The sequence below is a fragment of the Gaiella sp. genome (assembly GCF_057140465.1).
Genome location: NZ_DBNHWK010000073.1, coordinates 1 through 22,476, shown reverse-complemented (window position 1 = coordinate 22,476; position 22,476 = coordinate 1). Strand labels below are relative to the sequence as shown.

The window sequence follows — 22,476 nt, the reverse complement described above, 5'->3', positions numbered from 1 at the left end:
CTAGGCGGCGGGCGCGGCGGGAAAGGCGCGGAGCTCGGCGAGCGTCTGCTCGAGCGTGTTCACCTGGCCCCAGCCGACGCGGATCATCTCGATCGCCGGGTCGTGGAGGTGGGGCGTGGCGGTGCCGACGCACTCCTCGACGACGATCGGCTTGTAGTCGCGGAAGAGCGCGTCCTTCGTCGTCGCGCCGATGCACTGGTTGGTGAGGACGCCCGTGATGATCACGGTCTCGGCCTCGAGGGCGCGGAGGATCGAGTCGAGGTTCGTCTCGAAGAAGGCGGACAGCCGCGTCTTCTGGACGTACCAGTCGTCGGGCTGCGGCGCCAGCTCGTCGAGGAGCTCGTAGCCCCACGTGTCCTGGCGCAGCCCCCCCTCGAGGAGGAGCACCCGCTTGGCCATGAACGGGCCGCCGTCCTCGACCCCACGTGTGCCGTGGCGCGTCCAGACGATCGGGACACCGCGTCGCCGGCACTCGGCGTTCAGCGCCTTCGTCGGCTCGATCACGCGCCGCATGTGCGCGATGTCGATGTCGTGCGTCGCGTACCAGCCGTCCGGGTGGAGGAAGTCGTTCTGGGCATCGACGACGACGTGGACCGTGCGGCCGGCCACGAGGCGCCATGCCGCCGGGTCGTAGTAGTGCATCTCGCTCATCGACACGCCTCCGGGATGTGAGACCTCGAGATCTGACACCGTATACGACCGTGATCGCGCCCCTCGTGCCTCCGATGTCCCCGACGCCCTGCCACCGTGACCGGGCGTCGACGCAGCGCCTGCGAGAGGAGGGCGGCCTGTGATCACGGAGGCGCGGGTCGTGGTCGTCGGCGGCGGCATCGCCGGCGTCTCGACGCTCTACCACCTCACCCGGCTCGGATGGAGCGACGTGGCGCTCGTTGAGGCGGCGGAGCTCACGAGCGGGTCGACGTGGCACGCCGCCGGCCTGTGCACGCAGTTCATCCAGAGCTACAACCTGATGACGCTGCTCAAGCACTCGGTCGAGCTCTACGGGACGCTCGAGGAGGAGACGGGGCTCCCCGTCGACTTCCATCCCTGTGGCAGCGTCCGGATCGGCACGACGACCGACCGGCTGCACCAGTTCGAGCAGGTGCTCGGGATCGCCCGGAACGTCGGCGTGCCGATGGAGATCGTGTCGCCCGAGCGCGCCCACGAGCTGTTCCCCGTCGCCAGCATGGAGGGGGTGCTGGCCGCCGCCCACCTCCCGAGCGACGGCCACGTGGATCCGACGAGCCTGACCAACGCGCTCGCCAGGGGCGCGGTCGACGGTGGGGCGACGATCGTCCGCAACGCTCCCGTCACGGGTCTCGCTCGTGAGCAGGGTCACTGGACGGTGACGACGGGCCAGGGGGTGATCCGGGCCGACGTCGTCGTCCTCGCGACGGGACAGTGGACGCGTGAGGTCGCGCGCCTCGCGGGCGTCGAGCTGCCGATCGTCCCGCTCGAGCACCACTACCTGGTGACCGAGCCGATTCGGGAGATCGAGGCGAGAACGGTCGAGCTCCCGGTCTTCCGCGATCCCGACCACTCGTTCTACGCCCGGCAGGAGGGCGGCGGGCTCGTGATCGGCCCCTTCGAGCGCAACCCGAAGGCATGGGCGCTCGACGGCATCCCCGCCGACTTCCACGGGAAGCTGCTCGCGCCCGACATGGGGCAGATCGAGGAGTGCCTGGTCGCCGCGGCGGAGCGGATCCCGGTCTTCGGCGAGACGGGGATCAGGACCGTGATCAACGGGCCCGACGGCTACACGCCCGACGGGCGCTGCCTGATGGGCCCGATCCCCGGACACCGTGGTCTCCACGTGCTCGCCGGCTTCTCGATCTTCGGCATCGTCTTCGGCGGCGGCGCAGGCAGGTACGCCGCCGAGTGGATCGTCGAGGGCCAGCCGAGCGACAACATGTGGGAGCTCGACGTCAGCCGCTTCGGCGACCACGCGCACGCGACCTCCTACGTCGTCGAGCGCGCGTTCGAGGTCTACGAGGACGAGTACAAGATCCACTACCCGGAGGAGGAGCGGCCCGCCGGGCGTCCGCTCAGGACGGATCCCCTCTACGACAGGCTGCTCGCCCGGGGGGCGGTCATGGGCGTGCGGAGCGGCTGGGAACGGCCCCTCTGGTACGCGCAGGACGGGCCGGCTCGCGACGAGTACGGGTTCGGGCGCGGCAACTGGTTCGACGCGGTGGGCGACGAGTGCCGCGCCGTGCGCTCGGCCGTCGGCGTCCTCGACCAGACGAGCTTCGCGAAGTACGTCGTGTCGGGCCCGGGTGCGTCCCACTACCTCGACCGTCTCTGCGCCAACCGGCTCCCCACCGACCCCGGCCGCATGGCGCTGACGCAGATGCTGACGGAGCGTGGCGGTATCCAGACCGACGTCACGGTGACGCTCCTCGAGCCGGGTGTGTACTACGTCGTGTCGGCAGCCGCGACCGAGACGCACGACCTCGCGTGGCTGCAGATGCACGCCCCGGAGGACGACTCCGTCCGGATCGACAACGTGACGGCGCACCACGGCGTGCTCACGATCGCCGGTCCGCGGTCGCGCGAGCTGCTCGAGCACGTGTCGAGCGACGACGTCACCCACGAGGGCTTCCCGTTCTTCCGCGCGCGGCCCATCGACATCGGCCGCGCGTCGGTGCTGGCCATGCGCGTCTCCTACGTCGGCGAGCTCGGATGGGAGCTCCACCACCCGCTCGAGGTGCAGCGGTATCTCTACGACCTGCTCTGCGAGGCCGGTGCGGGCCTCGGCCTGGTCGACTTCGGCTACCGGGCGCTGGAGTCGCTGCGGCTGGAGAAGTGCTACCGCCTGTGGGGCGCCGACATGTCCGCCGACTGGACACCCCTGCAGGCAGGGCTCGAGCGGTTCGTCGCCTTCGACAAGGGGGACTTCGTGGGGCGAGACGCGCTCCTGCGCGAGCGCGAGAGCGGCCCCACGCACGTGCTCTCCTGCCTCGTCGTCGACGCCGAGGACGCGGACGCGCACGGGTTCGAGCCCGTCTACGCCGACGGCGAGCGGCCCGTCGCCTACGTCTCCTCGGGCGGCTACGGGCACACGATCGGCCGGTCGATCGCCCTCGCCTACCTCCCCGCCGGGCACTCGACGGTCGGCACCGAGCTCGAGGTCGGCATCCTCGGCGAGCGCCGTCGCGCGGTCGTCTCCGAGCAGCCGCTGCTCGACCCGGCGGGCGAGCGCCTCCTCTCCTGAGCGACGCCGCCCCGCCGCGCTCGCGCGCCGACACCCCTCCGGAGCGTTCGACCGCGCCCTAGCGCGCCGGCACGTGGCGTGCGAGGAACGCGTCGAGCATCGCGTTCACCTGCGTCGGCCAGCGGCTCTGGGGCTCGTGGCCGACGAGCGGCAGGACCGCCAGCTCCGCCTTCGTGAGGCCGGCGAGCTCGGTCCCGATCGTGACCGACGAGATCGCATCGTCGGCGCCGTGGATCACGAGCACGGGGCAGGTCACGCTCCGGGCGAGCGCCTCGGCCCGCCGTCGATCGAGGCTGCGCCCCTCGACGGTGAGCACGATCGTCTGCGGGTCGGTCTCGAGGCCCATGGAGACGAAGTGCCGGATCTCCTCCTCGGAGCCCGGCTCGGTGAAGCAGCGGGAGAAGAAGAACTCGAGGAAGCCGGCCCAGTCGGCGTGCCAGTAGTGGCGGTTGTACTTCAGCCACCCGTCGTAGGCCTTCTGCGGCTCGTCGAAGTGCACGGATGCCGCCGCGCGCTCCGGGAGACGCGTTCCGAGGGGCAGGCTCGGCGCGAGGAAGACCGCGGCCGCGACGCGGTCGGGATGCTCCGCCGCGAGGATCAGCTGCCACGCGGCTCCGGCGGAGTTCGAGAGGAGCGTGGCCTCGTCGATCTCGAGCTCGTCCATCACGGCCAGCGCGTCCTCGGCGAAGAGATCGTCCGCGTAGTCGGCGGCGGCCGTCGGTCGCGAGGAGCGCCCGTTGCCGCGGCCGTCGAACGCGACGAGCCGGAAGCGGCCCTCGAAATGGGGCACCTGCCGGCGCCAGAAGTCGGTGTGGACGAGCGACCACGTGGGCAGGAGCACGAGGGCGGGGCCGCTGTCGCCGAAGACCTGGAAGTGGATCGACGCACCCGGCCGCTCGAGCACGCCCTCCCGGGCCGGCACGCCGTCGACGATCGGCACGGAACTACCCGCCGGCGCCCGAGGGCGCGCCCACGCGCGTCGGGCCGCCGCCGCTCCAGGAGGCGTCGACGGCGCTCTGCCCCCGTGCCGCTCGATCGTGCATTGCCTCGCGATGCTACCCCGGTCGGGTGGATCCGGTGATCCCCCGATGGCGACGCCGCGTGCCGGCGGTATGGTCGATGTGGGTCGAATGCCGTCGCCTCGTCGGAGGTGATGCCCGGTGACGCAGGTGTCGACCGTGTGGCGATCCGTGATCGTGGTGCTGTCGCTCGCGGTGCTCGTCGTGGGAGTCGCGGCGGCGGCAGGAGGCGCGGCGGCCGAGCCGCCGGGAGGCGTCGAGGCCGAGGGGCTCGCACCCGACGCGGTGCACCACGACGCCGTGGGCGACGTCGTCGGCGCTATTCGCCGCACGACCGGTGAGGACATCACCTCGGTGGCCGTCCGCAGCGACGCCTCGACGGTCTCCTTCCGGGTGACCTTTCTCGGGGTGCCGCTGCGGAGCGACGACGACGGCTTCAGCCACGGGGTCAGCGTCTGGATCGACGTCGGGAGCCCCGGCCCCTGGGGGGAGCCGTGGGGTGCGTGGATCGACTACGCGGTCACGATCCGCGGGGGGCAGACGACGGCCGAGCTGGGCCAGGGGCCCGCGCTCCTGGCGCGCGGCGCGGAGCCCTGGCCGGCGCCCCGCACCGCCCGCGTCACGGCCGCGGGTCGCACGGTGACGCTCACCGTCGACCGGGACGACCTCGGTCTCCGCGGGTGGTCGCGGTGCTTCTTCTTCGCGGTCGGGTCCGACCGCTACCACGTGAGCCCGTGGCCCGACGACGGACCCTTGATCGAGGGAGGCGTCGACACCGCACCGCACACCGAGCTGGGCGTGCCGTCCCGGCCCTTCTTCCACTGCGTCCTCCCCGACCATCCCACAGACCTCTAGCCGCAGGTCCAGGGCTCGCGCGATCCGGCGACTCCGGCCGTGACGGCGGGTGCGCGCTCCCGGCTCGAGCGCCGGTTGGATCGTCCCGTGCCCGGCGGTATGCTCGCGCTCCCGCCAGCCGCCGGCAAGGAGGTCACCAGATGGGCGCGAGCGCGTATCCGCTCCTGTTCTCGGAGTGGAAGCTGCGGAACGTGACGATCGCGAACCGGGTCGTGTTCGCGCCGACGTGCCCGACGTGGGTCGCGAACCCGGTCGAGGGGGTCTTCACCGACCAGGCGGTCGCGTACTACGAGGAGCGCGCGGCGTCGGGGCTGGGGCTGATCGTGATCGGCGCCAACATGGTGGACGGCAAGGGCCTCTACGCGCACCTCAACTTCCCGGGGCTGTGGGACGACCGGCAGATCGAGGGGCTCGCCCGCGTTCGGGAGGCGTGCCATCGCCACGGCTGCAAGCTCGCCGTGCAGCTCCTCCACGCGGGCCTTCGCAACATGGTCGTGATCCAGAAGGACCCCGGGTACGACCTCGATGCGGACTGGTTCACGGTCGCGCCGAGCCAGGTTCCCCCCGGCGAGTGGCCGAACGCGCCGATGCCGAAGGAGCTCGAGGAGCACGAGATCCTCGAGCTCGTCAGGGCCTTCGCGGACGCGACGAGCCGGGCGCGCGAGGCCGGGCTCGACGGCGTCGAGTACCACCTCGCGCACGGCTACCTGCCGTGGCAGTTCCTCTCACCGCTGACGAACCACCGGCAGGACCGGTGGGGCGGGTCGCTCGCCAACCGCCTCCGCTTCTCGATCGAATGCCTGCGGGCGATGCGGGAGGCGGCGACGGACGACATGTTCCTCGGCTATCGGATCAACTCGACGTCGTTCTGGCCGGGCGACCTCGAGATCGACGACGTCAAGGAGGCGATCCGCGCGATCGACGACGCCGCCGACGTCGACTACGTGAGCGTCTCCGCGGGCGTCCACCACTCGTACATCCACACGCCGATGACGTACGAGCCGGGGTGGGAGCGGGAGTACACGCGCGAGGTGAAGACCGTCACCGACAAGCCCGTATTCGCGGTGGGCCGGGTCACGAACCCGGGGATCGGGGAGGAGATCCTGGCCGCGGGCGACGCCGACGCGATCCTCCTCGCCCGCCAGCTCTTCGCGGACGCGCGCTGGGTGGAGAAGGTGCGCGAGGGCCGCGAGGAGGACATCCGCCGCTGCGTCGCGGCGAACTACTGCTGGCGGAACGTCATCGCCGGCGGGCGCGTGCAGTGCGTCTACAACCCGGAGGTCGGCCGTGAGCGACAGTGGGGGGCGGGATCGCTCGTCAGGGTGGCAGACCCGCGCACGGCGCTGGTGATCGGGGGCGGGCCGGCCGCCCTGGAGTTCGCGCGGATCGCGGCCGCCCGCGGCCACGCGGTCACCGTGCTCGAGCGCGAGCCGGAGACCGGTGGCCACGTGCGCGTGCAGGCGCTGCTGCCCGACCGGCAGGAGCTCGGCCAGATCGCGGTGTGGCTTGCGGAGCAGGCGTCGAAGAACGGCGCCGTGATCCGCACGGGGGAGGAGGTCACCGAGGACCGGCTGGACGAGGTGCTCGCGGCCGAGCGGCCCGACCACGTCGTCGTCGCCACGGGTGCGTTCTACCGGCCGGACGGCTGGCAGGGGCAGACCGCATCACCGGTGCCGGGCTGGGAGAGCGGCAACTGCTCGAGCTGGGACGCCGTGGTCGACGGCAGGGCGACGGCGTCCGGGGACGTCCTGGTCGTCGACGACCTCCAGGACATCGCCGGCCCGCTGACCGCGGTCAAGCTCGCCCGCGACGGAGCCTCCGTGAAGCTCGTCACCCGCTGGCCGATGGTCGCGATGGAGACGATGCCCGAGGTGTACTACCTGTGGACGCGGAGAGCGCTGCTCGAGGCCGGCGTCGAGGTCCTCACCGACCTCCTGCCGACGCGGATCGACGGACGGAGCGTCGAGCTCGTCAACGTGTACGACCCCGCGCGCGTCACCCGGCTCGACGCCGACGCGATCGTCTTCAACACGGGACGGCGGTCCGAGAACCGCCTCTACCACGCGCTGAAGGAGCGCGGGGTGAGCGTGGAGATGATCGGGGACGCGGTCGCCCCCCGCGGAACCTACGAGGCGGTCTACGAGGGCCATCGCGCGGGGCGCAAGCTCTAGCCCCTGCGCCGCGGTCGCCGCGACCGCAGCGGACGACGACCCCGGAGCACGCGGGCCACCGCATGCGTCACGGCGCCGCTCCGCCGTCCGGCGGCCCGCGCCCGACGCGCCGATCGCGTCCGCACCCTGCAAGTCGTGTCGCTGTTCATTCCCCCCGCCCTGTGACACGATGCCTGTGTCGTTTCGATCGTTCGGTTCGGCGTCTGAGGGTGCCGGTCCCGCGGCTCCCGGCACCCGACCCGTGCCGGAAGGCCGGCCGCGGAGGAGCGCATCTCACGGACCGCCGGGGCTACGGCCTGGCCCGTCGCGGTGCAGCCGTGGCGACCTCGAGAAGGTGAATCCAAGGAGGTCGAGCATGAGTACGAACACACCGGCGGATGCTGCGCGCGCAGAGCTCTCGGGCTTCGGCGGCGATCTCGTCGGCCCGTCCGACGCCGACTACGACGAGGCCAGGGCGCTGTTCAACGCGATGATCGACAGGCGGCCGGCGGTGATCGCGCGGTGCGCGGACGCCGACGACGTCGCGGCGACGATCCGCTTCGCCCGCGAGCACGACCTGCCGCTCGCGGTCCGCGGAGGCGGCCACAACGGCGCAGGGCTCGCAAGCGTCGACGACGGCGTCGTCTGCGACCTCTCGCCGCTGAAGGAGATCTCGGTCGACCCGGCGACGGGGACGGTGCGCGTCGGTGGCGGCTGCGTATGGGGCGAGGTCGATGCCGCGACGACGGAGCACGGCCTCGCCGTGCCCGCCGGCGTGATCTCGACGACCGGCGTCGCCGGGCTCACGCTCGGAGGCGGGCACGGGTACCTGACGCGCCGCTACGGGCTGACGATCGACAACCTCCTCGCCGCCGACGTCGTCCTCGCGGACGGGAGCCGGGTGACGGCGAGCGCCGACGAGCACCCGGATCTCTTCTGGGGGCTCCGGGGCGGAGGCGGCAACTTCGGCGTCGTGACGACGTTCACGTTCCAGGCGAGGCCTGTCTCGACGATCGTCGGCGGGCCGACCTTCTGGGCGCTCGAGGACACGGACGTGATGCTCGCGGCCTTCCGCGAATGGCTCCCGAGCGCTCCGCGCAACGTGATGGGGTTCTTCGCCTTCCACACGGTGCCGCCGGCGCCGCCGTTCCCGGAGGAGATCCACCTGCGCAAGGTGTGCGGGATCGTCTGGTGCGTGGACGCGTCGGACGAGGAGGCCGAGCAGGCGATGGCGCCGATGCTCGCCGTCGCCGAGCCGCTCATGCACGGCGTCGGCCGCATGCCGCTGAAGGACCTGAACGGCGCGTTCGACGGCCTCTACGGCCCCGGCGATCAGTGGTACTGGCGCGGCGACTTCGCGCGCGAGATCCCCGACGAGGCGATCGTCGCGAACCGCCAGTGGAACGACCACCCGCCACACTGGAAGAGCGGCTCGCACATCTACCCGATCGACGGCGCCGTGGCAGACGTCGCACCGGACGCCACCGCGTTCGCGTTCCGGGACGCCGTCTGGTCGCAGGTGCAGATCGGCGTCAGCCCCGACGCGGCCGACGCCGAGGCCGTCCGCGACTGGACGGTCGGGTACTGGGAGGCGCTCCATCCCCACTCCGCGGGCGGCGCCTACGTGAACTTCATGATGGAGGAGGGCCAGGCGCGGGTGCAGGCGACCTACGGCCCGAACTACGACCGGCTCACCCGGGTCAAGGCCGCCTACGACCCGGACAACGTGTTCCGCGTGAACCAGAACATCCTCCCGGCGGCCTAGGCGCACCGGAGGCCCGAGCCACGGAGCTCCCGTCGCCTGCAACGACGCGCCACACCCGTCTGACACACATCACCGATCGACCGAAGGGAGATACCGTCATGTACGTACGCGTTGCCCGGTTCGAGGGGCTCGACCTCGACCACATCGACGAGCAGGTGGCGGAGCGGAAGCGCCAGATGGAGGCGGCACGCTCCGGCAACCTCCCCGACGGCGCCCCGCCGCAGGTACGGACGCTGGCCGAGAGCGTGACGCGGGTGATGGAGCTCGTCGACCGCGCGAACGGAACCGGCCTGACGATGGTGTTCACCGAGACCGAGGACGACATGCGGCGCGCGGACGCGGCGTTGAACGAGATGTCGCCCGAGCCGAGCGAGGGCAGCCGCGCGAGCGTCGACACGTTCGAGGTCGTCCTCCAGGTGGACATGTCCTAGACAGAGGCCGAGGTCGGCCTCGCGGCGGGCCATCGTGACCGGTGTCGACCGCGCCGAGACGGGTCGATCGCGACACACGCTCGACGAGCGGGGCCCGGACGAGCCGGGCGGTAGGATCGCCAGGGGCGCAGTTCAACCACTCGACACAGGAGGACGAGATGGCAGCGTTGGAGCAGAAGCGGTTCGAGAGCCCGGAGGAGACGCGGGCGTTCGTCGACGGAACGGGTCGTCTCGACCTCGTCACCGTCGGGGGGACGCAGATCGGGCGCGGCGTCTTCGAGCCGGGGTGGCGCTGGTCGTCCCACGTGAAGCCGATCGCCGGCACCGATTCGTGCCAGTCCGCGCACACGGGCGTCGTCGTGCAGGGCCGGATGGTCGTGCAGATGGACGACGGCTCGGAGGTCGAGTACGCGGTCGGCGACGTCTTCTACATGCCCCCCGGGCACGACGCGTGGACGGTCGGCGACGAGGCCTGCATCCTCTACGACGTCACGGGGATGGCGGCCTACGCGAAGTCAGCGTAGGCGCAAGCCCCGCAGCCCGATCGGTGTACGGAGAGCCCGCACCGGCGGGCTCTCCGCCTCGTGCGGCCCGGTCTCCGGCTACCGGGCTCGCGGCGAGCGGGCACCCCTCACGCCCGTCGAGCGCTCGACGGCTCGCTGCGTCGCCGACGGAGACGCACCACGTGCCGGTCAGGGTCGAGGCCGGAACGGCTCACGTCGTCCCACGGGGCACGGATGACGCGCGGACGGAGACGTCACCGTGTGCCGGGTCTGCGCGGCAGGTGCCCGACGGCGAGCTGCGACGCGGATGCCGGGAGGTGGAGATCTGCGGGAAACCCCTGATGGCAGGAGTCGCCGGATGTGCGACAACACGCGCGAGATTCGCGGCCCCCCGGGCGGGGCGCCTGGCGCTCCAGGCCACGCCGGGGCCGCGAACTTTTTCTGGGAGTGGCGGAACACGGGCCGCGGACGACGCCGCCCGGGTGGGCGGTGGCGAGCCGTTCGGCGGCGTCGGGCTCGAGAGCCGTGACCGCGGGGAGCTGCGCAGGTCCCGGCCGAGTCTCTAGGGGCCGGTCGCGGCGCCGACGACGACGGGGCCGTCGACGGGGAGCCTCTCGGAGAGCCAGTCGAGGTGCTCGCGATAGGCGGTGTCGTCGAGGGCGTGCCCGGCGTCGTACCACCGGAGCTCTGTGCTTCCCTCCGGGGCGGCGGCGACGAGCGCCTCGATCGCGGTCGACGGCACCACGTCGTCGCGGCGGCCGGCCTGCACGAGCACGTCCGCCGTCGTGCCGGCGAGCGCCGAGAAGGGGTCGATCCGGCGCATCGTCTCCTCGACCGCGTCCTGCAGTTCCGGCGGCGCCGCGGCGACGTACTCGGAGACCGGCACCGCCCCCGGCGCGAGCAGTACCGCGGCCCGCACACGGCCGTCGACCCCGGAGACCGTCGCAGCCGCCCGGCCGCCGGCGCTCCACCCGACGACCGCGAGCCGCTCGCCGTCGACGTCGGGCCGGGCCTGGAGCAGGTCGAGCGCCCGCCGCGCCGCGACCAGGTCGGCGACGGCCCGCTCGCCGAAGCGTGCGAGCGCGGCCTCCGGCGGCAGCTCCTGTGGCGCGTCGGTCGTCGAGGGCGCGGTGATCGTCATCGTCACCGCACCGCGCGCGGCGAGCCAGAGCGCCGCCTCGAGGAGCTGCGACCGGTCGCTGCCGGCGGCATGCAGGTAGAGGACGGCCGGGCGCCGGCCCGCCCCGGGCGGCACGGCGAGGTATCCCTCGACGCGGTCGTCGCCGGAGGTGAACGACACGTCGTGCACGGCGATCGGGGAGCCCTCGTCGAGCACGCCCCGGTCGACCACGTCGAGTGGCGCAGTGGTGTCGTAGGCGAGCAGGGCGGCGTCGTCGGCGGTGGCTCCCCCGCAGGCGCCGAGCGTCAGCGCGGCGGCCACGGCGGCGGCGAGGGACGCGAACCGGGGTGCCGACCTCACGAGTGCAGCAGCGTAGCGTCCGTCGCACGGGCACGAGGCGCCTCCGCGTTCGGCTCGGTCACCACCGTCGGTGCCGACTCCTCGCGTCGCCGGCGCGCTCCGCGGTCGGCGCCCCTGGGCCGGGGCGGGGCGCCGCGCTAGAGGTAGTTGAAGGGGTCGACCGCGGTCCCGTTGATCCGGAACTCGAGGTGGACGTGCGGGCCGCTCGAGTTGCCGGTGCTGCCGACGTAGGCGATCACCTGGCCCTGCGAGACGGACTGCCCCACTCTGGCGACGAGTGAGGAGTTGTGCGCGTAGGTGGTGGTGAGGCCGCCTCCGTGGTCGATCACGACGACGTTTCCGTACCCACGGCCGTAGTCGGAGCGGATCACCGTGCCGGACGCGCAGGCGACGACCGGCGTGCCGAAGGCGGCGATGATGTCGATGCCTTCGTGCATGGCACCACCGCGCGGGCCGAAGCCGCTCACGACCGGCCCGGAGACGGGGAAGATGAACCCCGAGGACGAGACCGCTGGGCTGCTCGGAGACGGCGCGGCGGGCGCCGACCCAGTCGACGGCGAGGTTGCGGGCGCGGGCGCCTGGGCAGCCCTGATCTGCGCCGCGAGTGCGGCGCTCTCCGCCTGGAGCACGTCGAGCTCCTCGGCGTCGTGGGCGTGGTCGGCGCGGACGCGGGCGAGCGTCCGCTCTCTGGCCTCGTTCGCGGCCGCGAACTCGTTGCGGGCCGCGACGAGGCGGTCGCGGACGGCGCGCTGCTCGGAGACCCGCTGCGCGAGCAGCCGCGTCGTCTCCTGCACCGTCTCGCGCGTGGCGGCGGTCTCCCGGCGGGCGTTCCTCGTCTTCCGTTCGCCGTCTGCGACGCGGTCGACGATGCGGGCATCCTGCCGGCCGATGTCGTTCAGCAGCTCGATGTTGTCGAGGAGGTCGCCGAACGACGTGGCGCCGAAGACGAACGACAGGACGTCGGGCGTGTCCTGCATGTAGATCTCGCGTACCCGTTCCTCCAGCTGGACGACGGCGGAGGCGTGCTCCGCCTGGAGCGTCTCGAGCCGCGTGGTCTGGGTCTCGTAGAGCTCGTTGAGACGGGTGAGGTTCGCACGCTCCGCCGCGAGCTGGGACTCCAGCCCGTCGAGCTGCCGCTGCTCGGCGTCGACCTGCCCTTGCAGGTCGCGCACACGTGCGCTCGCCGCCGAGATCTCGGAGCTGAGCACCGCCTCCTCCTGTTCCGCCTGCTCCGCCTTCTGGCGGAGCTCCCCGATGCGGTCGTCGACCCGCTGCTTCTCGTCGCCCGGGTCGCCGCCGGCCGGGGCGACCACGAGCAGCGTCGCGCAGAGGGCGACCGCAAGCAGGAGCCGTCGAGCCAGCCCGGGTGAGATCGTTGTCCGCCACGAGGCCACGGTTCAAAGCATGGTACGTGCCAGCACCGCCGCCGCCGGCTTCGCCGGGGGCGGCAGGCCGTCGGGTGCGGGCGATCCGTGCGCCTGCCGGGTCGATCGTGAGCGCCTCGCCCGGTGGGCGGCGCGGCCTCCGACAGCACCGTCGGCGCAGACGCAGGACACGATCGGAAGCGGACGATGGGAGTCTCCTCGGGCGGGCTCCCGTCGTCCACGGTGGCGTGCCCGTCGAGGCCCGACAGCGAGCCGACGCCGTGCCGTGCGGGTCAGAAGGCGCCGGCGTAGGCGTTGAGCGCGGGCTGGCCTCCGAGGTGGGCGTACAGCACCGTCGACCCGGGTGCGATGCGCCCGTCGCGGACGAGGTCGACGAGCGCCGCCATCGACTTCCCCTCGTACACCGGGTCGGTGAGCACCCCCTCGAGGCGGGCACAGAGCTCGATCGCGGCGACCGTCTTCTCGTCGGGGACGCCGTAGGTGCCCGCGTGCCACTCGTCGAGGACGACGATCTCCTCGTCGGCGAGCTCGCGGTCGAGGCCGATGGCGGCTGCGGTGCGACGCGCGATCCGGGTCACCTGCTCGCGGGTCTGCTCGACCGTCGCCGAGGCGTCGATGCCGACGACGCGCCGCGGCCGCTCGTGCCGGGCGAAGCCGGCGATCATCCCCGCCTGTGTCGAGCCGGTGACCGTACAGGTGACGATCGTGTCGAAGAACACCCCGAGCTCGGCCTCCTGCGCGACCACCTCGTCCGCCCAGCGGGCGAACCCGTGCCCGCCGAGCGGGTGGTCGGAGGCGCCGGCGGGAATCGCGTAGGGCGTCCCGCCCGCGGCCTCCACGGACGCGATCGCCTCCTCCCAGCTCGGCCGGAAGCCGATGTCGAAGCCTGCGGGCGACAGCCGCACGTCGGCGCCCATGATCCGGGAGAGGAGGATGTTGCCGACCCGCTCGTAGCCCGGGTCGTCCCACTCCACCCAGTGCTCCTGGACGAGCACGCAGCCCAGGCCGAGCCGGGCGGCGACCGCCGCCACCTGCCGCGTGTGGTTCGACTGGACGCCGCCGATCGAGACGAGCGTGTCGCAGCCCTGCTGGAGCGCGTCGGCGGCGAGGTACTCGAGCTTGCGCACCTTGTTGCCGCCGTAGGCGAGGCCGGAGTTGCAGTCGTCGCGCTTTGCCCAGACGTCGACGTCGCCGCCGAGGTGCTCGGAGAGCCGCTCGAGCCGGTGCACCGGCGACGGCCCGAACAGCAGCTCGACCCTGGGGTAGTCCTCGAGTGTCGGCATCGCCCCGGGAGCGTACCCCCGGCGCGCCCGGTCGACCTGCCCCTCCGACGAGCGTCGCCGATCGTCCTCGCCGGGCACAGCGTGCTCCGGGGCGCGACGATGTGCCGACTGCTTCCGACCGCGAGGAGGACGACGCGAGATGAACACCAGGACGCTTTCCGACCGGCCCGATGCGACGTCACCTGCAGGGGCGGACATTCGCTTCCTGATGGACAGGGAGACCGGCACCATGATCCACAGCACCGTCCCGCCCCACCAGGTGAACCGGGCAACGGTTCACGCGACGGTGAGCGAGTTCTGGTTCGTCCTCTCAGGGCACGGCGAGATCTGGCGAGACGACGGCGTCGAGAGCTGTGTCACGCCGCTCCTCCCCGGTACCGCGATCGATGTCCCCGTCGGCACCGCGTTCCAGTACCGGAACGTCTCCGACACCGATCTCACGTTCGTCTGCGTCTCGATGCCGTCCTGGCCCGGGGATGCGGAAGCCGCCTACGTGCAGGGCCCGTGGCAGCCGACCGTCTGACCCCTCGCTGATCCCGGCGGGGGTCACGGTCGCGCGCCGGGGGCGCGACGACGGGGAGGCACCGTCGTCGCCTCCTCCTACGATCCGGTGATGCGACGGCGAGCGACCGTCCTCGTGACGTCGGTGGTGACGACGGCCGGGCTCCTGGCGCTCGTCGTCACGGTGGCGGGTGCCGGCGGGGCGGCTCGGGCCCCGACCTATCTCGAGCGCGCCACGGTCATGGACGCCTTCAACAAGCCCGGACGGGCGCTCTCGTCGACGTGCGTTCGCATCGTCGTCTCGACCGTCGACCCCCGGTACGCGATCGTCGTCATGCCGGTACGCCCGAAGCCCGTGTGCGTCCGCGCGGGCGAGGTCGGCGACGGCTATGCGCTGTTCCGTCGCGCGACCCGCACGTCGTTCCGCTGGCGGAGCCTCGGCCGGGGGAGCGACCCGCCCTGTCTCCGCTTCCCATCGCTGCCGCGGGCGGTCGTGCGCGACCTCTTCGGCACCTCCTGCTAGCGACGCCGGCGGACGCCCTCACGGCGGGCGAGGCGAGGCGCTTGGGCCGCGCTGGGGGTCGTGCCCGTTCGCGCTCCTCCTCGGCAGGCCCGCCGGGAGCGTCGTTCGGGGCGGTGGGGGCGCCTTCGCTCTGACGACGCACGCCCTTGGCGTGGGCGCGATCGCCTTCGGGGCCGGCCCGACGCTGATCGAGCGCTGCGAGCTCCGCGCGGCGGCCGTAGAGGATCAACGAGTCGCCTGCCCGGAGGACGGTCTCCCCGTTCGGCACGCCGAGATACGAGCCCTGCGACGGTTGGACGCCGAGGACCGCGATCCCCTCGTCGCGTGGCGCGAGCTCGCGGAGCGTGTGCTGGCGACCCAGTCGCCGGGCTGCACGTGGAGCTCGAGCACCGGGTAGGTCCCGGCGAGGTCGAGGAGCCGGACGTGGTCGCCGGCGGGAAGGCCCGCGTAGCGGGAGAGCCCACGTTCGATGAGCCGGACGAGCTGGTGGTCGACCCAGGCGACGTGGCCGCACGAACGCGTGCCGGGCTACTCGCGCGCCTCGCCGATCACCCACTGGTGCTCGATCCTGCCGTTGTCGGCGAGCTGGAACACGAGCACGCCCTCACCGGTTCCCGTCCCCTCGAACTCGGCAAAGCGCATCGTCTCTGCCACGAACCGACCGACCTCGATCGGCGTTCCGACAGGAACCATGCGAAGACCCAGGGCGTACAGCAGCTGCAGGCGCGCCGCGATCGCCTCGCGTCCCGTGGTCACCAGGCCGATGTCCTGCTCGTCCATGACGGCGTCCTCGGTGTAGAAGGCGGCTGCCACCCGGCCGTCGCCACCGTTGAACGCTTCCGCCCGAGCCTCGAGCATCGCCACGACCTCGGCGGACGCCTGCCCCTCAGTCGACGACGACCGCGTCTGATCGACGACCACCCACACACCCACCCCGACGAGCGCCGCAGCCAACACGACCACGGCGACCACCCACGGGTTCGCGTGCGGCCGACCGACATGCCTTCCCGGCGCATGGGTCACCGACATCACGACCACCCCCTTTCCTCACCCGTGAGCCTGCCACCGCCAGTGCCCGACCGCCTCGGTGCAGCCCCTGAAACCCCCTACAACGAACTACCGATCCTGACGGACACCCGCGCCTCCACCACCGCCGTCGAGCGTCGGCGCCGACGGGCCGGACGGCGCCACGAAGCACGCGGCCGCCGGGGGTGTACGGTGGCCGGATGGACGAGACGCCGCCGCCGTTCGTCCCCGACGCGTTCGAGCCGCCCCGCGGGCTCGCAACCGCCTCGTTCGTGCTCGAGCCCCTCGACCCGCGGCACAACGACGCCGACTTCGCAGCCTGGTCGTCGTCGATCCCGCACATCCGGTCGACGCCCGGGTTCCCGTGGGAGGAGTGGCCGCACCCGATGACGCCGGCCGACAACCTGCGCGACCTCGAGCGACACGCCGAGGACTTCGAGCGGCGCTCCGGGTTCACGTACACGGTTCTCGACCCCGCTGACGGTGACGTGATCGGCTGCGTGTACGTCTATCCGGCCCGTGACCCGGACGCCGATCACGACGCCGCGGCCCGCTCCTGGGTGCGTGCCGACCGAGCCGGGCTCGACGTGGCCCTCTGGCGGGCGGTGTCGCGATGGCTGGCCGAGGAGTGGCCGTTCGAGCGTGTCGCGTACGCGCCCCGGGCGTGACCGGTCCACACCTCTCGGCGAGCGGGCGCCGGCGTGCGTCCTGGGCCTGCTGCGGGAGGGGCCCGCGTGTCGGGAGCTATGGTGGGTGCACCGACGTGAGGAGCGATGGTGGCTGAGCATCGAGTCGTCGCCGCGGTCTACGACGCGTTCATGTGGCCGCAAGAGGTGCTGTTCCTGCGCCGTCAGCGGGCACGGACGGCCGGGCCGGCGGTCGGTCGGGTGCTCGAGATCGGGGTCGGGACAGGTCTCAACCTGCCCTACTACGACCAGGCGGTCGAGCTCGTCGGCGTCGATCCCGACCCACACATGCTCAGGCGTGCGGCGCGAAGGGTCGCGGAGGCCGCACGATGCCCCGTCGAGCTGACCGAGGCGGGCGCCGAGTTGCTGCCCTTCGACGACGACGCCTTCGACACGGTCGTCTCCACGCTCAGCCTGTGCACGATCCCCGACCCGGAGGCCGCGGTCAGGGAGGCCCGCCGGGTGCTCAAGGACACCGGCCGATTCGTCTTCCTCGAGCACGTCCGCTCGGACAGGCGATCGCTCGGCGCGCTTCAAGACCTGGCCACGCCCCTGTGGAGGCACGTCTCCGGCGGCTGTCACTGGAACCGGCGCAGTGTCGAGACGATCGAGCGGGAGTTCGAGCTCGAGCGCCTCTTCGCAAGGGGCATCTTCGTGCAGGGAAGCGCACGTCCGCGCGCCACCTGACCCTCCTCCCCGACGGGACCGGACCCACGGCCTGCGACTCCGCACCGCACACGACGCGACCTCGTCGGGCGCGCAGAGCCACGACCGGTGCCACCACGACGGACGTCGCGCGCGCCTCGGGAGCGCGATTGCCGACCGCCCGGTCGTCGTCGTAGTGTTGGTGCCGCGATCGCCTCGACCGGTCCGGGCCGGAGGTCGCGAGAGCGAGGCTCGGTCGCTCGGACGGTGGCGCGGCACGCGAAGCACGAAGGGACGATGATCTCCGGGGCCCGCGACCCCCAGACAGGTGCGGTCGAACGGTACGGAGGAGGCGTGGACGATGATCGAGATCGAGGGGAAGCAGGTCTTCACGGAGCTCGACGAGCTCGTCGACCCCTCGCACACGGCGCTCGTCGTCGTCGACATGCAGCGCGACTTCTGCACGGCCGGATGGGCGTTCGATCGCCTCGGCGTCGACCTCTCGATGTACCCGCCGATGATCCCGCGGCTCGCACGCCTGATCGCGGCGGCCCGTGCCGCCGGCGTGCCGGTGATCTACGTGCAGATGACCGTGCTCCCCGGGCGGTTGAGCGAGTCTCCCGCCCAGATCCGCTTCAACCTCAGGCTGCATCTCGCGAGCCACGCCGAGGGTGAGCCGCTGCAGTACACGCTCGACGGGTCGGAGGGCCAGGCGATCGTCGACGAGCTCGCACCGGAGCCGGGCGACCTCGTCGTCAAGAAGTACCGCTCCAGCGGGTTCTGGGGCACGAACCTCGACATGCTGCTGCGGAGCAACGGGATCAGGTCGGTCGTGATGACGGGCGCGACGACGGAGGGATGCGTCGAGTCGACGGCCCGCGACGCTCTCTTCAACGACTACTACGTGGTGATCGCCGAGGACTGCGTCGGCAGCGACGACCGCGCGCAGCACGATGCCTCCCTGCTGTTGATGCGCCACCGCTTCGACCTCGCGACGGCCGACGAGATCGTCTCCGTGTGGTCGCGGTGAGGCCGAGGTCGCACCGGAGCCCGGTCACCCGGGGCCGCTGGGTCGAGACGCCGTGGGGGTCCTCGCCCTGGCTCGTCGGCGATGCGTGCGCACGGGACGCTCGACGGGTCGGGCGGCCGGGCGCGGGAGCGAGCCCGTGACGGGTGTGCTGCCGGAGGCGGACACGATCTCGTTCGCCCGCGGCATCCCCTCGCCGGACATGTTCCCGGTCGCGCTGCTCGCGGAGAGCGCGCGGCGGGCGGTCGAGCGCGACGGGCGGGTCGCGCTCAACTACGGGCCGCCCGGCGGATACGGGCCGCTCCGCGAGTGGCTGGGAGACCGTCACGGTGTCGCGCCGGGGCGCGTGCTCGTGCTGCCCGGCTCGCTGATCGGGCTGAACCTCGTCGTCGAGCATCTCTTCCGCCCGGGAGGCCGCGCGATCGTCGAGGCCCCGACGTACGACCGGATGCTCCACTCGCTCTCGGCGATCGGCGCCGACGTCGTCACCGTCGACCGCGGCGGCGACGGCCTCGACCTCGACCGGCTGCACGGCCTCGCCGCGGGCCAGCCGCGGCCGAAGCTCCTGTATCTCCTCCCCACGTTCCACAACCCGACCGGCACGTGCCTGACGATCGATCAGCGGCACGACCTCGTCGACCTGGCACTGGAGCACGAGCTGCTCGTGTTCGAGGACGACGCCTACGGGCTGCTGCGCGTCGACGGGGACGCGCTCCCGAACGTGGCCGACCTCCTCCGCGCACGGGGCGGCGACGACCTGGCCGTCTTCTCGTCGTCGTTCTCGAAGTCGGTCGCCCCGGGCCTCCGCGTCGGATACCTCGTCGTGCCCGAGTCGCTCGTCGGGCCGCTCGAGGCGCTCGCGACGCGCACGTACGTCTCGCCCCCGCTCTTGCCCCAGGCCCAGCTGCACGACTTCCTGGTGGCCGGCAACCTCGATCCGCACCTCGAGTTCCTGTGCACCCTCCTGCGCCCCCGACGGGACATGCTGCTCGACGTGCTCGCCGCGCGGATGCCGCCCGAGGCGACCTGGACGCACCCGGACGGCGGCTACTTCCTGTGGCTCGAGCTGCCCGCGACGATCGACGCGGTCGAGCTCGACCGCCGGGCCCGCGACGTCGGTGTCCGGTTCGTCCCCGGCGGAGGGTTCTTCCACGGCGATCGCGGGCGCAACACGGCGCGGCTCGCGTTCAGCTACCCGTCCGTCGACCAGGTCCGGATCGGTGCGGAGCGGCTGACGGCGCTCGTGCGGGAGGAGCTGGATCGGTGAGCATCGACCCACGACAGCCACGGAGGCACCCATGACGCTCGACTCTCGCTTCTTCATGCGCACCGACGTCCCGGTCGACGGGCCGCCACGCGAGCTCGTCGGCTACGGCGAGCACCCGCCGCGCGTGCGCTGGGAGCACGACGCGAAGGTGGCGGTGCAGATCGTCGTCAACTACGAGGAAGGCTCCGAGAAGACCTTCGCGATGGGTGACGGCGAGAACGACATCCTCTACGAGCTGCCGTTCGCGCTCGAGGGGCAGCGCGACCTGGCGGTCGAGTCGATGTACGAGTACGGCACCCGGGCGGGGATCTGGCGGATGTTCCGCATCTTCGACGGGGCGGGCATCCCCGTCACGTTCTTCGCGGCGGCGGTCGCGCTCGAGCGGAACCGGGCGGTGGCCGAGAAGCTCGCCCGCCGCGGGGACGAGGCGGCCGGCCACGGCTACCGCTGGAGCAACCACTTCGAGATGACGCGCGACGAGGAGCGGGAGGCGATCAGGCTGGCCGTCGAGTCGATCGCCGAGACCACCGGCTCACGGCCGCTCGGCTGGTACTGCCGCGAGATGAGCACCAACACCCGCGAGCTCGTCGTCGAGGAAGGCGGGTTCGTCTACGACTCGGACTGCTACGGCGACGATCTCCCGTACTGGACACGGATCCTCGATCGCCCGCACCTCGTCGTCCCCTACGGCCTCGTCGTCAACGACGCGCGCTACGTCGTCGGCACGGGGTACGGAAGCCCCGAGCACTTCCTGGAGACGGCCAAGGCGCACCTCGACCGGCTGCGCAACGACGGCGACGACGTACCCCGCATGATGTCGGTCGGGTTGCACCCCCGCATCACCGGGAACCCCGCGCGCGCCGACGCGCTGGCGCGCTTCATCGAGTACGGCCAGTCGCTCGGCGACGTCTGGTTCGCACGGCGGATCGACATCGCGAACCGCTTCATCGAGCAGGAGCCCGCGTCGAACTGGGTCTAGGGCGTGCTGCTGGAGCCGGCCGGTCTCGGGCCGGCGACCACCGGCGCGGGCACGCTCGCCGCGGTGACGAGAGCGGTCATCTGCTCGGGCCCGCGGCCGTCGTGAAAGGCGCTCGCGTCGGCCGGTTCCGAGCGTGGCCGGCGGCGCCGTCCGGCACGGAATCGGCAGCGGGTCGTGCGTCGTGCGTCCCGTCACGCCCGAGAAGCGCGATCGCCAGCACCGCCATCCACATCAGCCACGCCCCGTAGGACACACGCTCGACGAGCCCCATCCACCTCGTCGGATCGCCGGTCTCGATGCCCTGCGTGAGGAGCCCCGTGAGCGCACCGAAGATCAGCGTCGTTGCCGCCATCGCGATCGTGAACACGCGGAACCGCCACCCGAGCGCCCGGGCGCCGAACCCCATCTCGGTCAGGATCAGTGCGACCGCGACAGCGCTGAGCGCCAGGTGGCCGACGTCGTTCGCGGCCTCGCTTCCCTCGGCGACCAGCACCTCACGAGAAGACATCGGGAACAGCAGCCAGAGGGGGAACACGACCCCCTGCGCGATCAGGGCGGCCCCCGTCACGCGGAGCGCGCGGCTCCCTGCGGCAGCCTTCCGGACGCCGACCCCGAAGCCGATCACGAGCACGCTGAAGAGCGGGAGAGCGGCGGTGAGCAGGGCCTTCGACGGAGCGTCCGTCGAGGACAGCTCACTGATCGCCTGATCGACGCGGCTGTACCCGTCGTAGATCGTCGCCCCGATCGCGTCGTTGAAGACGACGTACGCGATCCCGTAGGCGACCCCGCAGGCAAGGAGCACCTTCCCCAGGAGGCCTTCGCCGCGGGCTCTCGCTGCCGTGGCGTCGCTCCTGCCCCACGTCGAGGCGTTCGTCGCGAGCACGTCGGTAGGCATTCCGATCCTCTTCCTGCGAGCCCTCACTACAACGATCCCGCTCGCCGTGAAGGAACGCATCGGGGACGGTGCTGATCCTCCTGTGAGAAAAGCCGCAGCCATCGTGGCGATCGGAGGCGCGCGGGTACCACGGCACGCCCGCGCTCACCCGCCCGGGTCTCGAACCGCGTCACCGGGAGAGTCGACGCCGCCGAGAACCCGCGGGACATCTACCGCGCCTGGCTGCCGAGGGGGCACACGTTCACCGCCAGGGTCACGGCCGACCAGGCGACGTCCCTGACGCTCGTCCGGGCGGGCACGATGGACGCCACCCCGCCCCTCACCCGACCAGATCTGCTCCAACGGGGCGGCACACGGTCCACGAGGACCACGCTCACCTATCGCAACACGGGCGCAGGCCGCGACGCGCTGCTCGTCGTCGAGCCGAAGACTCGAGCGCTGACCACGTACGGGCTCGCGGTCGCCACGAAGCCCCTCCGCTGCCCCCGTGCGTGGTCGCATCGGCACCTCCCGCGAGGGAGGGAGCGCGTGGCGGCCCAGGGTCGATCGCAGTGCGCCGGTCTCCGCTGACCGGAGGCACGCCTGCTCCCCGTGCGCCGACCCCGTCCCCCGGTACGTCATCCGTGCCTCGAAGGTCATGCCGGTGCGGTCGAGAACCGTGCTGGGGCGATACCGGCGACGCGACCGGGAGAGGCGCGGCTCGGCGCTTGACTGTCACGTGGTGCCTCACGGACGATGTCAGCGACCCGAGTCGACGTGACCGGAGAGCGACGTCGGCGCCCACCACGAACGAGAGGAGACCAGGATGGACATGTACGCGATCATCCGCCGCGACGGCTGGG

At 72.2% G+C, this 22,476-nt stretch carries 20 protein-coding genes and 1 pseudogene; 13 read left to right on the top strand and 8 right to left on the bottom strand.

Annotated elements, in window-relative coordinates; translation table 11 throughout:
* Window positions 1-651 carry a cysteine hydrolase family protein gene (locus tag AC162C_RS10985; RefSeq protein ID WP_462973951.1) on the bottom strand — a complete coding sequence of 217 codons (651 nt, stop codon included), beginning with the start codon at window positions 649-651 and terminating at the stop codon, window positions 1-3.
* 139 nt (window positions 652-790) lie between these two features.
* Here AC162C_RS10985 and AC162C_RS10980 point away from each other — a divergent pair, with 139 nt between their 5' ends.
* Window positions 791-3,214, top strand: coding sequence for a GcvT family protein (locus AC162C_RS10980; protein WP_484097586.1), 2,424 nt, complete (start codon window positions 791-793; stop codon window positions 3,212-3,214).
* Window positions 3,215-3,272: 58 nt separating this feature from the next.
* Here the strand turns inward: AC162C_RS10980 and AC162C_RS10975 are convergent, their stop codons facing one another.
* A complete protein-coding gene (locus tag AC162C_RS10975; protein ID WP_484097585.1) occupies window positions 3,273-4,154 on the bottom strand; it encodes an alpha/beta fold hydrolase in 882 nt (293 codons plus the stop codon).
* Window positions 4,155-4,374: 220 nt separating this feature from the next.
* Between AC162C_RS10975 and AC162C_RS10970 the strand changes: the two genes are divergently transcribed.
* The 5 genes from AC162C_RS10970 to AC162C_RS10950 all read left to right on the top strand — a co-directional run bounded on the left by AC162C_RS10970 (window position 4,375) and on the right by AC162C_RS10950 (window position 9,958).
* Window positions 4,375-5,088, top strand: coding sequence for a DOMON domain-containing protein (locus tag AC162C_RS10970; protein ID WP_484097584.1), 714 nt, complete (start codon window positions 4,375-4,377; stop codon window positions 5,086-5,088).
* A 140-nt stretch (window positions 5,089-5,228) separates the two neighbouring features.
* The gene (locus AC162C_RS10965; protein ID WP_484097583.1) at window positions 5,229-7,259 is read left to right on the top strand and encodes an oxidoreductase; all 2,031 of its coding nucleotides are present in this window, start codon (window positions 5,229-5,231) and stop codon (window positions 7,257-7,259) included.
* A 355-nt stretch (window positions 7,260-7,614) separates the two neighbouring features.
* The gene (locus AC162C_RS10960) at window positions 7,615-9,003 is read left to right on the top strand and encodes an FAD-binding oxidoreductase (protein WP_484097582.1); all 1,389 of its coding nucleotides are present in this window, start codon (window positions 7,615-7,617) and stop codon (window positions 9,001-9,003) included.
* 98 nt (window positions 9,004-9,101) lie between these two features.
* Window positions 9,102-9,434 (top strand): hypothetical protein, encoded by a 333-nt coding sequence (locus AC162C_RS10955; protein WP_484097581.1) that lies wholly within the window; start codon window positions 9,102-9,104, stop codon window positions 9,432-9,434.
* 158 nt (window positions 9,435-9,592) lie between these two features.
* Complete coding sequence (locus AC162C_RS10950; protein WP_462973943.1) at window positions 9,593-9,958, top strand: cupin domain-containing protein; 366 nt, start codon at window positions 9,593-9,595, stop codon at window positions 9,956-9,958.
* Window positions 9,959-10,499: 541 nt separating this feature from the next.
* Here the strand turns inward: AC162C_RS10950 and AC162C_RS10945 are convergent.
* The 3 genes from AC162C_RS10945 to AC162C_RS10935 all read right to left on the bottom strand — a co-directional run bounded on the left by AC162C_RS10945 (window position 10,500) and on the right by AC162C_RS10935 (window position 14,085).
* Window positions 10,500-11,417 carry an alpha/beta hydrolase family protein gene (locus tag AC162C_RS10945; RefSeq protein WP_484097580.1) on the bottom strand — a complete coding sequence of 306 codons (918 nt, stop codon included), beginning with the start codon at window positions 11,415-11,417 and terminating at the stop codon, window positions 10,500-10,502.
* A 137-nt stretch (window positions 11,418-11,554) separates the two neighbouring features.
* A complete protein-coding gene (locus AC162C_RS10940; protein WP_484097579.1) occupies window positions 11,555-12,811 on the bottom strand; it encodes a murein hydrolase activator EnvC family protein in 1,257 nt (418 codons plus the stop codon).
* A 263-nt stretch (window positions 12,812-13,074) separates the two neighbouring features.
* On the bottom strand, window positions 13,075-14,085 hold the full coding sequence (locus tag AC162C_RS10935) for a 1-aminocyclopropane-1-carboxylate deaminase (RefSeq protein WP_484097578.1): 1,011 nt from the start codon (window positions 14,083-14,085) through the stop codon (window positions 13,075-13,077).
* 139 nt (window positions 14,086-14,224) lie between these two features.
* Here AC162C_RS10935 and AC162C_RS10930 point away from each other — a divergent pair, with 139 nt between their 5' ends.
* Both AC162C_RS10930 and AC162C_RS10925 read left to right on the top strand, forming a co-directional pair.
* Entirely contained in the window at window positions 14,225-14,608 is a 384-nt protein-coding gene (locus tag AC162C_RS10930) for a cupin domain-containing protein (protein ID WP_484097577.1), read from the top strand.
* A gap of 90 nt (window positions 14,609-14,698) precedes the next feature.
* Window positions 14,699-15,109, top strand: a complete 411-nt coding sequence (locus AC162C_RS10925) for a hypothetical protein (protein ID WP_484097576.1) — start codon at window positions 14,699-14,701, stop codon at window positions 15,107-15,109.
* A gap of 247 nt (window positions 15,110-15,356) precedes the next feature.
* Here AC162C_RS10925 and AC162C_RS10920 read toward each other — a convergent pair.
* Window positions 15,357-15,422 (bottom strand): annotated as a pseudogene (locus tag AC162C_RS10920) (hypothetical protein); the annotation flags it as partial.
* Window positions 15,423-15,637: 215 nt separating this feature from the next.
* Window positions 15,638-16,138 carry a nuclear transport factor 2 family protein gene (locus AC162C_RS10915; RefSeq protein ID WP_484097590.1) on the bottom strand — a complete coding sequence of 167 codons (501 nt, stop codon included), beginning with the start codon at window positions 16,136-16,138 and terminating at the stop codon, window positions 15,638-15,640.
* A 197-nt stretch (window positions 16,139-16,335) separates the two neighbouring features.
* On the opposite strand from AC162C_RS10915, the gene AC162C_RS10910 reads away from it, so the two are divergent.
* The 5 genes from AC162C_RS10910 (at window position 16,336) to AC162C_RS10890 (ending at window position 20,739) form a co-directional block, all read left to right on the top strand.
* Window positions 16,336-16,803, top strand: coding sequence for a GNAT family N-acetyltransferase (locus AC162C_RS10910; RefSeq protein WP_484097575.1), 468 nt, complete (start codon window positions 16,336-16,338; stop codon window positions 16,801-16,803).
* Window positions 16,804-16,911: 108 nt separating this feature from the next.
* Window positions 16,912-17,508, top strand: coding sequence for a class I SAM-dependent methyltransferase (locus tag AC162C_RS10905; RefSeq protein WP_484097574.1), 597 nt, complete (start codon window positions 16,912-16,914; stop codon window positions 17,506-17,508).
* A gap of 319 nt (window positions 17,509-17,827) precedes the next feature.
* Window positions 17,828-18,496, top strand: coding sequence for a cysteine hydrolase family protein (locus AC162C_RS10900; RefSeq protein ID WP_484097573.1), 669 nt, complete (start codon window positions 17,828-17,830; stop codon window positions 18,494-18,496).
* Between the two features lie 136 nt (window positions 18,497-18,632).
* Window positions 18,633-19,760: an aminotransferase-like domain-containing protein gene (locus AC162C_RS10895; protein ID WP_484097572.1), complete on the top strand. Its 1,128-nt coding sequence runs from the start codon at window positions 18,633-18,635 to the stop codon at window positions 19,758-19,760.
* A gap of 31 nt (window positions 19,761-19,791) precedes the next feature.
* Window positions 19,792-20,739, top strand: coding sequence for a polysaccharide deacetylase family protein (locus AC162C_RS10890; protein ID WP_484097571.1), 948 nt, complete (start codon window positions 19,792-19,794; stop codon window positions 20,737-20,739).
* 76 nt (window positions 20,740-20,815) lie between these two features.
* Here the strand turns inward: AC162C_RS10890 and AC162C_RS10885 are convergent, their stop codons facing one another.
* Window positions 20,816-21,634: a DUF998 domain-containing protein gene (locus tag AC162C_RS10885; RefSeq protein ID WP_484097570.1), complete on the bottom strand. Its 819-nt coding sequence runs from the start codon at window positions 21,632-21,634 to the stop codon at window positions 20,816-20,818.
* Between the last annotated feature and the right edge of the window lie 842 nt (window positions 21,635-22,476).